The sequence below is a fragment of the Mycobacterium sp. BMJ-28 genome, assembly GCF_054404835.1.
In genome coordinates, this window is record NZ_CM136783.1 from 2,667,959 (window position 1) to 2,681,293 (window position 13,335).

11 protein-coding genes are annotated in these 13,335 nt (G+C 67.2%); 7 read left to right on the forward strand and 4 right to left on the reverse strand.

Features of this window, described 5'->3' with window-relative positions:
- Positions 1-46: 46 nt before the first annotated feature.
- Positions 47-619: a UbiX family flavin prenyltransferase gene (locus ACXPWS_RS13105; protein WP_458712831.1), complete on the reverse strand. Its 573-nt coding sequence runs from the start codon at positions 617-619 to the stop codon at positions 47-49.
- Positions 616-1,143, reverse strand: coding sequence for a TIGR02444 family protein (locus tag ACXPWS_RS13110; RefSeq protein ID WP_458712832.1), 528 nt, complete (start codon positions 1,141-1,143; stop codon positions 616-618). Before ACXPWS_RS13110 ends, ACXPWS_RS13105 begins: the two co-directional genes overlap by 4 nt.
- Before the next feature lie 9 nt (positions 1,144-1,152).
- Between ACXPWS_RS13110 and ACXPWS_RS13115 the strand changes: the two genes are divergently transcribed.
- From ACXPWS_RS13115 to ACXPWS_RS13140, 6 genes are all read left to right on the forward strand, one after another.
- Positions 1,153-2,607: a UbiD family decarboxylase gene (locus ACXPWS_RS13115; protein WP_458712833.1), complete on the forward strand. Its 1,455-nt coding sequence runs from the start codon at positions 1,153-1,155 to the stop codon at positions 2,605-2,607.
- 15 nt (positions 2,608-2,622) lie between these two features.
- Entirely contained in the window at positions 2,623-4,251 is a 1,629-nt protein-coding gene (locus tag ACXPWS_RS13120; protein ID WP_458712834.1) for a UbiD family decarboxylase domain-containing protein, read from the forward strand.
- Between the two features lie 268 nt (positions 4,252-4,519).
- The gene (locus ACXPWS_RS13125; RefSeq protein WP_458712835.1) at positions 4,520-4,963 is read left to right on the forward strand and encodes a universal stress protein; all 444 of its coding nucleotides are present in this window, start codon (positions 4,520-4,522) and stop codon (positions 4,961-4,963) included.
- A gap of 95 nt (positions 4,964-5,058) precedes the next feature.
- Positions 5,059-6,207: an acyl-CoA dehydrogenase family protein gene (locus ACXPWS_RS13130; RefSeq protein ID WP_458712836.1), complete on the forward strand. Its 1,149-nt coding sequence runs from the start codon at positions 5,059-5,061 to the stop codon at positions 6,205-6,207.
- Positions 6,204-7,118, forward strand: coding sequence for an LLM class F420-dependent oxidoreductase (locus tag ACXPWS_RS13135; protein WP_458712837.1), 915 nt, complete (start codon positions 6,204-6,206; stop codon positions 7,116-7,118). Before ACXPWS_RS13130 ends, ACXPWS_RS13135 begins: the two co-directional genes overlap by 4 nt.
- Positions 7,119-7,176: 58 nt before the next feature.
- Entirely contained in the window at positions 7,177-8,475 is a 1,299-nt protein-coding gene (locus ACXPWS_RS13140) for a cytochrome P450 (RefSeq protein ID WP_458712838.1), read from the forward strand.
- Positions 8,476-8,479: 4 nt separating this feature from the next.
- On the opposite strand, the gene ACXPWS_RS13145 is transcribed toward ACXPWS_RS13140, so the two are convergent.
- Positions 8,480-9,166, reverse strand: a complete 687-nt coding sequence (locus ACXPWS_RS13145) for an MBL fold metallo-hydrolase (RefSeq protein WP_458712839.1) — start codon at positions 9,164-9,166, stop codon at positions 8,480-8,482.
- Positions 9,167-9,240: 74 nt separating this feature from the next.
- On the opposite strand from ACXPWS_RS13145, the gene uvrA reads away from it, so the two are divergent.
- Positions 9,241-12,141 (forward strand): excinuclease ABC subunit UvrA, encoded by a 2,901-nt coding sequence (gene uvrA / locus ACXPWS_RS13150; RefSeq protein ID WP_458712840.1) that lies wholly within the window; start codon positions 9,241-9,243, stop codon positions 12,139-12,141.
- On the opposite strand, the gene ACXPWS_RS13155 is transcribed toward uvrA, so the two are convergent.
- Positions 12,131-13,333 (reverse strand): winged helix DNA-binding domain-containing protein, encoded by a 1,203-nt coding sequence (locus ACXPWS_RS13155; protein ID WP_458712841.1) that lies wholly within the window; start codon positions 13,331-13,333, stop codon positions 12,131-12,133. The two genes, uvrA and ACXPWS_RS13155, sit on opposite strands and share 11 nt — an antisense overlap.
- Positions 13,334-13,335: the final 2 nt, after the last annotated feature.

The following is a 13,335-nucleotide window of genomic DNA, read 5'->3' on the forward strand; positions in this document are numbered from 1 at the left end:
TTTTCCGCTGGTAGGGCAGAACCGTAATACCCGGCCCGCGACGCCGCTACCGCACGTCGGTACCGGTCCAGCGTTTGATGGCGGGCACGGCGATATCGAACAGCTCCAGCGCTCGGGCCACGGTCTGGTCGACGATGTCGTCGACGGTCTTGGGCAGGGTGTAGAAGGCGGGCACCGGTGGCATGATGATCGCCCCACTGCGGGTGGCCCGATCCATCAGGTCGATATGCCCGGCGTGCAGCGGGGTTTCGCGCAGCAGCAGCACCACCCGGCGCCGTTCCTTGAGGCACACGTCGGCGGCCCGCACCACCAGCTGATCGTTGTATGAGTTGGCGATACCGCTGAGCGTCTTCACCGAACACGGAGCCACCAGCATTCCGGTGGTGACGAAGGAACCCGAGGACACCGCCGCTCCGATATCGCGCGGATCGTGCATCAGGTCCGCGAGCTTCTCCACATCCTCCTTGCGGTACTCGGTCTCGTGGGCGACCGTGCGCCATCCGGAAGGGGTCAGGATGCAATGGGTTTCGACGTCGGGTAGGCCCTTGAGCATTTCCAGGGCGCGCAACCCGTAGATCGCGCCCGATGCCCCGGTGATCGCCACGATGAGGCGCTTCACCGCTGGGCCCCCGCGGTCAGCACGGCGATGTCGGCGTCGTCCGCGGCGTCGGGTGGGGCCCCGGCATAGACCGTGACGGTGGCGCCCAGGGCTTCCCGGATCGCGTCTTCGGTGCGCAGGCCACCGCCGGCCTGCGGTGCGGGAGCCAACTTCGCCAGCTCGTCGAGTTCGGCGAACTCGGCGGCCAGTTCGATCTCCTGCAGCCGGGACGACAGGTCGGCCGCGCCGGGCACCGCGGCATTCTTGAGCGTGCGGCGCACCGCACGCAGCGGCGTCACCACCTCGTCCTGCCACCAGCCGACCCGGTTCCGGGCGGCCTCGACATCGGCGTGGGTCAGCGGCCGCTGACCGCGCGCTCCGATGAACGCGGCAAAGAGCAACATGTTGACGTCGACTCCCCGGCGATCCTGTAGCCCCAACGCCGCTCGCGACACCCCGTCGGCGGCGTAGAGCCCTAGCGCAAACTCACGAAAACCGCCGTCGGAGTCGTCCTGCCCGTACTGTGCATCTTGGCCGCTGATCACGCACAGAGTATGGGGCATCGCACCGTGGCGTTCCAGGATTTCCGTGAGTTCCTTGATGAACTGCGCGCCCATGGCGAACTCATCGACGTCGACCGTCCCGTCGCGCTCGAGCTGGAGGTGGCCAAGGCGCTGCGCAAGAGTGCTTCCGTCGCGGGACCGGCGATTGTGTTCGGTGCCAACGGGACCCAGTTCCCACTCGTCGGGGGCGTGTACAACTCGCGGCGCAAGGCGCTGCTGGCCTATGGCTGCACGGAAGAGGAACTCTTCGACGACGTGGTGAAGCGCCTGAGGACCCGCATCCCACCCGAGCGGGTCGATGACGGCCCGGTGCACGAGAACGTCATCCTCGGCGACGATATCGACCTGTCGGCACTGCCGGTTCCGAGGTACAGTCCCGACGACGGCGGGCGCTACATCACACCGGGCTTTGTCGTCAGTCACGACCCGCAGACCGGTGTACCCGACATCGGGCACTACCGCTGCGAGATCATCGATGCGAAGACGATGTCGCTGATGGCCGCACCGGCCCATCGGTTCGCCAAGAATCAGGCCAAGGCGCTGGCCATGGGACACAAGAGTTTCCGCGCGGCCCTGGTGATCGGGGTGGACCCGATGATCGCCTACTCGTGCCCGATCCAGGTGCCGGAGGACACCGACGACTGGGAGGTCGCCGGCGGGATGCGCGGTGCGGCCGTCGAATTGGTGAAATGCCGCACCAACGACGTGTGGGTGCCGGCACGCGCCGAGGTGGTCATCGAGTTCGAGATCGACTTCGGCCACACCGTCCTGGAAGGACCACTGGGCGAGTACACCGGTTACTACACACCCGCGTCACCCAAACCCGTGGTGCGGCCCACCGCCATCACCCACCGCAACGGCGCCTACTTCCAGGCGTTGCTCACCGGCCGGCCCACCACCGAGAACCACATCCTCAAGCAGGTGTCGTTCGAGGCTTCCTTCTACGACATGATCCGCCAGCAGTTCCCGACGGTCACCGCGGTGTCCATCCCGCCCTCGGGCGGCGTCTATTTCCGGGTGGTCGTCGCGATGCGGCCGCGCTACGCCGGTGAGGCCAGAAGCCTGCTGCTGGCTGCCATGGGCAGCAATCTACGGCCCAAGAACGTTATCGTCGTCGATCCCGACATCGACGTGCACGACTCCGAGCAGGTCGAGTGGGCACAGGCTTTCCGGACCCAGCCGGCCCGCGACGTGATCATCGTGGACGACCTGCCGGGCGGCCCGCTTGACCCGACCGCCGACGAGTCGCTGCCCGCGGACCAGCGCACCGGATCGGCCATCGGTGTCGATGCCACCTACCCCTACGGCACCGTCGTCAAGACGGCCGGGGATCTGTGCGGACCGGCGTTGGAGGAGCACGGCCAGCGTGTCGTCGAGGTGGCCGACATCCCCGGCTGGCGGGACTACGAATTCCCGGAACTCAGAGAAAAACAACAACTTTCGTAGATTCGGAGCCCCGGAGTGCCGCAGCAGAGCCTGACAGATTTCGTCACCGACATGGAGCGCGCCGGAATGCTGGTGCGGATCACCGAGGAAACCCGGGTCGACCAGTTGCCCGCCGTCATGGAGGCACATCCGCTGACTGCCGTGCTGGTGGAGAAGGTGACCGACTGCGAATTCCAGTTCCTGGCCAACGCCTACTCCAACCAGGAACAGACCGCGTGGGCCTTGGGTTGCGACAAAACCCGCAGCGGCTTTGTGATGAGCGAGCGGGCCAAGGGCCGGGTCGCCCCCGAGATCGTGGACACCGCACCGTGTAAGGAGGTCATCCTCACCGGCGACGACGTCGACCTCACCCGGCTGCCGCTGTTCCTGCACCACGACCGCGACGGTCACGCTTTCACCAACGACAACCTGGTGATCAGCAAGCATCCCGACACCGGCATCTACGACTGGGGCATCTACCGAAGCATGTTCCGGTCGCGCAACGAGAAGATGTTCGACATGACGTGCACCTCGCACCGTCAGCGCATCAATGCCATTGCCGCACAAGAGAAGGGGCAGAATCTCGAGGTCGCCATTGTCATCGGCGGGCCGATCGTGGACAAGATCGCCTCGCTGACCGGGGTGCCGCCCGACACCGACGACTTCGAGGTGCTGGGCAGCTTCTACGGACATCCCGCCCAGCTGGTGCGGTGCGAGACCATCGATGTGCTGGTGCCGGCCAACGCCGAGATCGTGCTGGAGTGCGAGCTGATGGCCAGCGAAGGACTGACCCACGACGAGGGGCCCTACGGCGAGTTCACCGGGATGTACGGCGGCGGCATCAAACGCAATTACCGCGCGGTGGTCAAGGCCATGACCTATCGCAAGGGCGGCATCTACCAGCACGCCACCATCGGCGGCCGCCATCCCTGGTACACCGACAACATGCTCCAGCTGCCGGCGCTGGAGGCCGATATCTTCGGTGCACTGAAGTTCGCCGGGCTCGACGTCAAGGAGGTCCGGTGCGATCTGGGCGGGCTGTCCAACATCGCGTACGCCAAGATCCACCCCAACGGCGGCGGGGACGGGAAGCAGGCCCTGGGCATCATGCTGACCTGTTCGAAACTGGCGCTGCCCAAGATCGCGATGGTGTTCGACGAGGATATCGACATCTGGGATGACAATGCCGTCAAATTCGCGATGGCGTTTCGGTACATGCCACACCTGGACACCGTCATCATCCCCGGCTGCAACACCATGACCGTGGATCCGATGATCGGCGACGACGTTGCCCCCGGTACCGCGTCCAAGCTGGGTCTGGACTGCACCATTCCACTCGGGCCGCAGTTCAAACGTGAGCATTTCGACCGGAGCACGGTGTTCGTGCTGCCCGACCCGCCGCCGGAGGTGTCCCCGCTCACCGAGGACGACCTGACCGCCGACCTGGCCGCCTTGATCGAGCAGGCGCCGCGCACCTGGAAGGAGATCCTCGAGCACTACCACGGGCAGCCCTACCCGCTGATCTACCGCGCATTCTCGAACCTGCGCCCGCGGCTGGGCCGCTGTGACGACGCGCCGTGGTACCGGTACACGTTCTCGGACAGCGATTTTGCTGCCGAGGTGCCGCAGCCCACGCTGTCGAACTACGACCCCAAGCACGGCTGAGTGGCCAAACATCGACGCAGTGAACGCAATTCAACGTGACTGTGACCTTGTCCCCGGTGGTGGCGCGGCGTTGACGTCGATCACCGCCGGACCATGTCCTGCGTCACCAAAAGCCCTGATCCGGATACCCGCCCGATACGATCGGTAGTCGAACGACGCCGCCTGGTCCGTCGTCGGCGCGCCGGGTGTGGCCAATCGCACCCGCAGCCGTCGAGCAAAGGGCTACTGTCTCGGGTGGCGTAGCTACTGAACACTTTGGAGGGCATCAATGAGCGCCTATCGGACCGTGGTCGTCGGCACGGACGGATCTGATTCGTCACTGCGCGCCGTAGAACGCGCGGGGGAGATCGCTGCGGGATCGGGCGCGAAGCTGATCGTTGCAACGGCTTACTTCCCGCAGAGCGAAGACCACCATGCGGCCGACGTCCTGAAGGACGAAGGCTACAAGATGACCGGCAATGCCCCGATTTACGCGATCCTCAAGGAAGCGAGTGACCGCGCGAAGGCTTCCGGGGCCAAAGAGATCGAGGAGAAGGCCATCGTCGGCGCACCCGTGGACGCGCTGGTCGATCTGGCCAACGACTCCGGAGCCGACCTGCTGGTGGTCGGTAACGTCGGTCTGAGCACCATCGCAGGCCGACTGCTGGGTTCCGTGCCCGCGAACGTGGCACGTCGGTCCAAGGTCGACGTGCTCATCGTGCACACGTCCTGACATCGCTTTCCAGGGCCCGGCGCACCACGGTGTGCCGGGCCTTTCGCGTGGCCGGTCCGCTTTACAAAACCTGAATGAACTGTCACGGTGTCTGAATGGATTTCGCTCGGGTGCCGTGCTCCGATGAGGACCGGGCATTCCAGCATGAGCTGAGGGCGTTCCTGGCCGCGGTGGTGACCGACGAGGTGATCCGCCGGGACCGTGAAACCGGTGAAAACTTCGACGAGACAGTGCATCTGGCGTTGGGCGCGGCGGGGTACCTGGCCGGCGACTACCACAGTGCGGCCGACGGTGGGTTCACCGCGGTGCGCAGACGGATCTGGGAACTGGAGATCGGCCGCGCTCACACGCCGTGGTTTCACTGGGGGACCACGGCCATGGTCGCGCACACCGTGGAACGCTTCGGGAGCGCGCAGCTGATCGCCGAGATCCTGCCGGGCGTGCTCACCGGCGAACTGCGGCTGTGTCTTGGCTACACCGAACCCGACGGCGGTTCCGACGTCGCGACGTGCAAGACCAGGGCCGTGCGGGACGGGCCGGGCTGGGTGATCAACGGATCCAAGATGTTCACCTCCAACGCGCACCACGCCGGCTACGTCTTCCTGCTCACCTGCACCGATCCCGACGGCCCCAAGCACAGGAACCTGACCATGTTCCTGGTGCCGCTCGATGCGCCGGGCGTGCAGATCCAGGGGTTGCGCACGGTGGACGGGGACCGCACCAACATCACCTTCTACACCGACGTCCGGGTGGACGACCGGTACCGCATCGGCGAGGTCAACGGCGGCTGGGCGGTGCTGCGCGGGGCGCTGGACGCCGAACACGGCACGGTCGACCGCGCCGCAGGCGGCCTGCAGAACATCGCCGTGATGACCGACCACATCCTGCTGACGGCGCAGGCGGTGGACCGGATCGCCGCCCGCGCCGAACCGTCCTACCGGCTGGGCCGCGCCGTTGCCCGGATGGAGGCGGCGATGAGCGCCTCCGGCATGTACGGCCGGGTCGCCATCGCGCAGACCATGCGCGACGTGTCGTCGGATTTGATGGACCTGCTTGGCACCGCGGGAGCGCTGCCGGCCGGCGCACCCGGAGCCGCCGACGACGGCGGAGCCGAGTACATCTTCCGGCTCGCCGGGCCGACCGGGATCTACGCCGGAACGCTGGAGGTGTTCCGCAACATGATCGCCCAACACGCCCTCGGCCTCGCCCGGCCGAACCACCCGCGATCCAACGGAGCCCGATGAAATTCGCCTTCACCCACCCCATGCACAGCCATCCCTACAACCCCGAGCTGGCGGCCGGCGCCGGTGTGGCCGCGGTCGCCGCCGCCGCGGAATCGGCCGGGTTCGGCGGCATCGGCTTCACCGACCACCCGGCCCCCACCGAGAAGTGGTTGCGGGCCGGCGGACACGATGCGTTGGACCCCTTCGTGGCGATGGGCTTCGCCGCGGCGCACACCAGCACGTTGCGGCTCATCCCGAACGTGGTGGTGCTGCCGTACCGCAACCCGTTCGTGGTCGCCAAGGCCGGTGCGACACTGGACCTGCTGTCCGGCGGCCGGTTCACCCTGGCCGTCGGGGTGGGGTACCTCAAGCGTGAGTTCACGGCTCTGGGAGTCGATTTCGACGAGCGGGCCGAGCTGGTGGAAGAGGCCCTGCAGGTGATCCGGGCCATCTGGGCGGGCGACGACATCAGCTTCGAGGGCAAGCACTTCACCGCCTCCGGCATCACCGCGCATCCGCGCCCGGCCGTGGCGCCGCCCATCTGGATCGGCGGCAACACCGCGGCCGCGCGGCGCCGCGTCGCCGCGTACGGCGACGGCTGGTGCCCGTTCCCCGCGCCCGCCGTGCTGGCGCAGACCGCCAGGACGGCGGCGCTGGACTCGCTGGAGGACCTCAAGATTGGCATCGAGGACCTGCGCCGGCGCCTCGAGGATGCCGGGCGTGACCCGGCAGCGGTGGACATCACGTTCAGCAACAACCAGGGTGGCGTCCCGGGCGATGACGCGTTCGACGCCGCGGCGTACCTGGACGGGGTCGCCGCATTGGCCGACCTCGGCGTCACCTGGATCCAGGTGCAGGTGCCCGGCGACAGCCTGGCGCACGCCCTCGAGGCCATCGCGCGGTTCGGCGAGCAGGTCATCGCCAAGCTCTGAGAAATCGCCAACACAGTCCCCGTCGCGGTGTCACACTCGCCTTGATGGGAGGTCGATGATGACCGCAACAGCGCACCGCACGGGTATCGCACCCCGCCGCAACGGTGCACCACCTCCCGACGTGCCGCTGTCCGATATCGACCTGGGCGCCCTGGAGTTCTGGGAGTGGGACGACGATCGGCGCGACGGCGCGTTCGCCACGCTGCGGCGCGAATCGCCGATCACCTTCTTCGAGGTGCCGGAGTTTGCCGGATTTCCGTCGGGTGCCGGACATTGGGCGCTGACCACCTACGACGACGTCCGCCACGCCAGCAGACACCCGGAGATCTTCAGTTCGAGCCCGACCAGCACCTCGCTGTCCGACGTGCCTGCCGAGATCTCCGAATTCTTCGGCTCGATGATCACCCTCGACGATCCGCGCCATCTGCGGCTGCGCTCGATCGTCAACCGGGCCTTCACGCCGAAGGTGGTGGCCCGCATCGAGGAGAGCGTCCGGGAGCGGGCGCGCAGACTGGTCACGCAGATGCTGGAGCGCCACCCCGACGGTTGCGCCGAGTTCGTCGGCGAGGTCGCCGGGCAACTGCCGCTGCAGATCATCTGCGATCTGATGGGCATCCCCGAGTGCGACGAGGCCGAGATCTTCCACTGGACCACGGTGCTGCTCGGCGCCGGGGACGACGAGGTGTCCGGTGACTATGACGAGATCTTGCGGGTGTCAACCAATCTTGCCACCTACGGGATGGAGCTGGCCGAGCAGCGCAGGGCCGAGCCGGCCGAGGACCTGACCACCAACCTGGTGCAGGCCGAGGTCGACGGCGAGCGGCTGAGCTCCGCGGAGATCGCGTCGTTCTTCATCCTGCTGTCGGCGGCGGGCAATGAGACCACCCGCAATGCCATCAGCCACGGTCTGGTGGCACTCACCCGCTATCCCGAACAGCGCGACCTCTGGTGGAACGATTTCGACCGCGTTGCCCCCACCGCCGTCGAGGAGGTCGTCCGGTGGGGTTCGCCGCTGATCTTCATGCGGCGCAACCTGACCGAAGACATCGAGATGCGCGGCATACCGATGAAGGCCGGCGACAAGATCTCGATGTGGTACGCCTCGGCCAACCGGGACGAGACCCGGTTCCCGGACCCGTACCGGTTCGACGTGACCCGAAATCCCAACCCGCAGATAGGCTATGGCGCCGGCGGTGCGCACTTCTGCCTGGGCGCCAACCTCGCCCGCCGCGAGATCCGGGTGCTCTTCGACGAGCTGCACCACCAGGTGCCCGGCATCGTCGCGTGCGAGGAGCCGGCCATTCTGCGGTCGGCGTTCATCCACGGCATCAAGCGGCTGCCGGTGGCCTGGGCCTGACCGGCTACCAGCCGCGTTCCTTCCACTCCTGCAGGTGCGGACGCTCGGCGCCCAGGGTGGTGTCGTCGCCGTGGCCGGGATACACCACGGTCGAATCCGGGTAGCGGTCGAACACCTTGGTGCTGACGTCGCCGAGGAGCCGGTCGAAATCGCCGTCCTTCCACGTCTTGCCGACCCCGCCCGGGAACAGGCAGTCCCCGGTGAACAGGTGGGTGACGTCGCCGTCGGCGTCCTTGAGCGCCAGTGCGACCGACCCTTCGGTGTGGCCCTGCAAATGGATGACGTCGAAGGTGAGCTTGCCGATCGGCACGGTGTCCCCGTCGGACAGGAACCGGTAGGGCGCCACCGGCAGCGGCTCGGCGTCCAGCACGTGCGCGGCGGTCGGGGCGCCTGTGGCCTTGGCCACGTCGGCCAGCGCCTGCCAGTGGTCGAAATGCTGATGGCTGGTGACGATCAGGGAAACGTCGGGGGCGTATGTCCCGATCAGCTCGATGAGCCGGTCGGCATCGTTGGCGGCGTCGATGAGCAGGGTTTTCCCGGTCGCAGAACACGTGATCAGGTAAGCGTTGTTGTCCATCGGGCCGACCGACGTCTTGATGATGGTGGCGGCGGGCAGCGTGCGCCGGGCCGCGGTCCCGGGGTCGACATGGCCGGTGTAGTCGTCACTGACGAGGCTGTGTGGGCTGGTCACGATGCCACGGTATCGGGCTTGTCGGTACCGGCACCTAGCATGGGGCCTGAATGCTGTCTTCAGGAGGAAACCGGGTGTCTGACCGTCTGATCGTCAAGGGTGCGCGTGAGCACAATCTCCGCGGCGTGGACCTTGACCTGCCCCGGGACGCGATCATCGTGTTCACCGGTCTGTCCGGGTCAGGTAAGTCGTCGCTGGCGTTCGACACCATTTTCGCCGAGGGGCAGCGCCGCTACGTCGAATCGCTGTCGGCGTACGCGCGGCAGTTCCTCGGGCAGATGGACAAACCCGATGTCGACTTCATCGAGGGCCTGTCGCCCGCGGTGTCCATCGACCAGAAGTCCACCAACCGCAACCCGCGGTCCACCGTCGGCACCATCACCGAGGTCTACGACTACCTGCGCCTGCTGTACGCCCGCGCCGGGACCCCGCACTGCCCGGTCTGCGGGGAGCGCATCGCCCGCCAGACCCCGCAACAGATCGTCGACCAGGTGCTCGCCATGGAAGAAGGCGCGAAATTCCAGGTGCTCGCGCCGGTGGTGCGCACCCGCAAGGGTGAGTTCGTCGACCTGTTCGACAAGCTCAACTCCCAGGGCTACAGCCGGGTGCGCGTCGACGGCGTGGTGTATCCGCTGACCGACCCGCCCAAGCTGAAGAAGCAGGAGAAGCACGATATCGAGGTGGTCGTCGACCGCCTCACCGTCAAGGCCAGCAGCAAGCAACGGCTCACCGACTCGGTGGAGACCGCGCTGGGCCTGGCCGACGGCATCCTCGTGCTCGAGTTCGTCGACCGCGAGGAGGGCCATCCGCACCGCGAGCAGCGCTTCTCCGAGAAGCTGGCCTGCCCCAACGGGCACCCGCTGGCCGTCGACGACCTGGAACCGCGGTCGTTCTCCTTCAACTCGCCCTACGGCGCCTGCCCGGAGTGCACCGGGCTGGGCATCAAGAAAGAGGTCGACCCCGAACTCGTCGTGCCCGACCCGGAGATGACGCTGGCCGAAGGCGCCGTCGCGCCGTGGTCCATGGGACACACCTCCGAGTACTTCACCCGGATGATGGCCGGCCTCGGCGAGGAACTGGGCTTCGACGTGAACACCCCGTGGAAGAAGCTGCCCGCCAAGGCGCGCAAGGCGATTCTGGAGGGCTCGGATCACCAGGTGCACGTCCGGTACAAGAACCGGTACGGGCGCACCCGGTCCTACTACGCTGACTTCGAGGGCGTGCTCGCCTTCCTGCAACGGCGGATGGAGCAGACCGACTCCGAGCAGATGAAGGAACGCTACGAGGGCTTCATGCGCGACATTCCGTGCCCGGAATGCGCGGGCACCCGGCTGAAGCCCGAGATCCTTGCGGTGACGCTGGCCGCGGGCGACTTCGGTGACAAATCCATCGCCGAGGTGGCCGAACTGTCCATCGCCGACTGCGCGGACTTCCTCAACGCGCTCACCCTGGGCTCCCGCGAGCAGGCCATCGCCGGACAGGTGCTCAAGGAGATCCAGTCCCGGCTGGGCTTCCTGCTCGACGTCGGCCTGGAGTACCTGTCGCTGTCCCGTGCGGCGGCCACCCTGTCCGGCGGCGAGGCGCAGCGCATCCGGCTGGCCACCCAGATCGGGTCGGGTCTGGTCGGCGTGCTCTACGTGCTCGACGAACCGTCCATCGGTCTGCACCAGCGCGACAACCGCAAGCTCATCGAGACGCTGGTGCGGCTGCGCAATCTGGGCAACACCTTGATCGTCGTCGAGCACGACCTGGACACCATCGCGCATGCGGACTGGGTGGTCGACATCGGCCCCTATGCCGGTGAGCACGGCGGGCGGATCGTGCACAGCGGCACCTACAAGGACCTGTTGAAGAATCCGGAATCCCTTACCGGAGCCTATCTTTCGGGCAAGGAGAGCATCGAGGTGCCCGCCATCCGGCGGCCCGTGGACCGCAAACGTCAGATCACCGTGGTCGGTGCCCGCGAACACAACTTGCAAGAGGTCGACGTGGCGTTCCCGCTCGGGGTGCTCACCTCGGTCACCGGAGTGTCCGGATCCGGGAAATCGACTTTGGTCAACGACATCCTGGCGACGGTGCTGGCCAACAAGCTCAACGGGGCGCGGCAGGTGCCCGGCCGGCATTCCCGGATCAATGGAATCGACCAGTTGGACAAGCTGGTCCGGGTCGACCAGTCACCGATCGGCCGCACCCCGCGGTCCAACCCGGCCACCTATACCGGCGTGTTCGACAAGATCCGCACCCTGTTCGCCGCCACCACCGAGGCCAAGGTGCGTGGCTACCAGCCGGGCCGGTTCTCGTTCAACGTCAAAGGTGGCCGCTGCGAAGCATGTTCGGGTGACGGCACGCTGAAGATCGAGATGAACTTCCTGCCGGACGTGTACGTGCCCTGCGAGGTGTGCCACGGCGCCCGATACAACCGGGAGACCCTGGAAGTGCACTACAAGGGCAAGACCATCTCCGAGGTGCTCGACATGCCCATCGAGGAGGCCACCGACTTCTTCGAGCCGATTTCCTCGATCCACCGCTATCTCAAGACGCTGGTCGATGTCGGTCTCGGCTACGTCCGGCTGGGACAGCCCGCACCGACGCTGTCCGGCGGTGAGGCGCAGCGGGTGAAGCTGGCCGCCGAACTGCAGAAGCGGTCCACCGGTCGCACCGTCTACATCCTCGACGAACCGACCACCGGACTGCACTTCGAAGACATCCGAAAACTGCTCAAGGTGATCAACGGCCTTGTCGACAAGGGTAATACGGTCATCATCATCGAGCACAACCTGGATGTCATCAAGACGTCGGACTGGATCGTGGACATGGGCCCCGAGGGCGGAGCCGGCGGTGGCACCGTCGTCGCACAAGGTACGCCAGAGGATGTGGCCGCGACGCCGGAAAGCTATACCGGGCAGTTCCTCGCCGAGATGCTCGACATGCCGGCACCGGCACCGGCCCGGAAGCGACGCAAGGTCAGCGCGTAACCGGCTGACCCTTGGTCAATGGCGACGGAAAACGTGGCTTGACCCGTACCCCGTCCAGCCACGCGGTCAGTTCATCGGCCTTGTACTGCAACGCTTTCCGGGCCGCCTTGTCGACAACGGCGGTGAGCCGTAACTGCACGCGCCCGTCGGTGTCGTGCACCCAGCTGCCCACCACGCGCCCGTCCACCCACGCGGTCGGCCCGGCATTACCGTTGCGGTCGAACACCTGCTCGCGGTGCCCGTCCAGATACCAGTCGCGGTGCAGCCAGCCCATCGTGCTGACGTCAAGGCCGGGCAGTAACGCACACCACGGCTCGGCCGCCGGTTCGGGTTCCAGGTCATCGGGCAGGATCACCCCGGGCGAGCCGTGCAGATCGACGTCGACGGCCCCGACCCCGGCCAGCGCCTTCCGGGTCCAGGTCAGCGTGTGGCCGAACCACCAGGCGATATCGGCCACCGTGGCCGGGCCGAACGCGCGCAGCCAGGTTCGGACCAGGTCCGCGGCGGCGGCATCGGCGTCGACCGCCCGGCCGTCACCCAGCCACGAGCGGCGCGAGGTCCAGCGCGGCCGGGACGTCGTCCAGGTGCCGGTGTTCGGGCCGCGCACGATGTCCCCGCGCACCGCCAGCACCGTCAACACCCGCGGCGACACCGGAGTCGCGCCGCCCCAGCTTTTTCCGGGCGCAGGGTCGTAACTGCCGGCCAGCTCGGGCAGTGCGGCGCGCAGGTGGGCGGCGGTGGTCGGCCCGTGCGCGTCGAGGTGAGCGAGCACCACCGCGCAGGCGGTGTCCAGCCACGCCGCGCCGTCGGCGGCGATCCCGCCCTTCTCGATATCGGCGATCAGCTTGCGCCGCTCGTTGGCGGCCACCCGGTCACTGGACGCCGCCTGCACGGCTGGCAGGCCCTCGGCGCCCACCACCCACAGGGTGCGACGCATCGCCAGGTGCTTGACCAGTGAACGTCGTTGATACAGCGCGTCGTCGAGGTCGGCGACGGTGAACTCGGGTACCCGCGCCCACAGCGACAGATACGGGGTGGCGGGATCGGTGGCGTGCAGACCGACGAGTGCGGCCGTGACGTCCTGCACGGTGCCGCGCTGCGGTGCCAGGAAATGGCGCCGGGCCAGCCGGCTGCGCCGCTCCTCGACGGTGAACTGCCGGGGCGAGCGAAGCGACGGGAGAACCTGCCGCAAGG

Excerpts from the sequence above, each read along its gene's own strand:
- ACXPWS_RS13115 (WP_458712833.1), top strand. The coding sequence starts at position 1,153 with ATGGGGCATCGCACCGTGGCGTTCCAGGATTTCCGTGAGTTCCTTGAT.
- ACXPWS_RS13125 (WP_458712835.1), top strand. The coding sequence starts at position 4,520 with ATGAGCGCCTATCGGACCGTGGTCGTCGGCACGGACGGATCTGATTCG.
- ACXPWS_RS13130 (WP_458712836.1), top strand. The coding sequence starts at position 5,059 with ATGGATTTCGCTCGGGTGCCGTGCTCCGATGAGGACCGGGCATTCCAG.
- ACXPWS_RS13135 (WP_458712837.1), top strand. The coding sequence starts at position 6,204 with ATGAAATTCGCCTTCACCCACCCCATGCACAGCCATCCCTACAACCCC.
- ACXPWS_RS13140 (WP_458712838.1), top strand. The coding sequence starts at position 7,177 with ATGACCGCAACAGCGCACCGCACGGGTATCGCACCCCGCCGCAACGGT.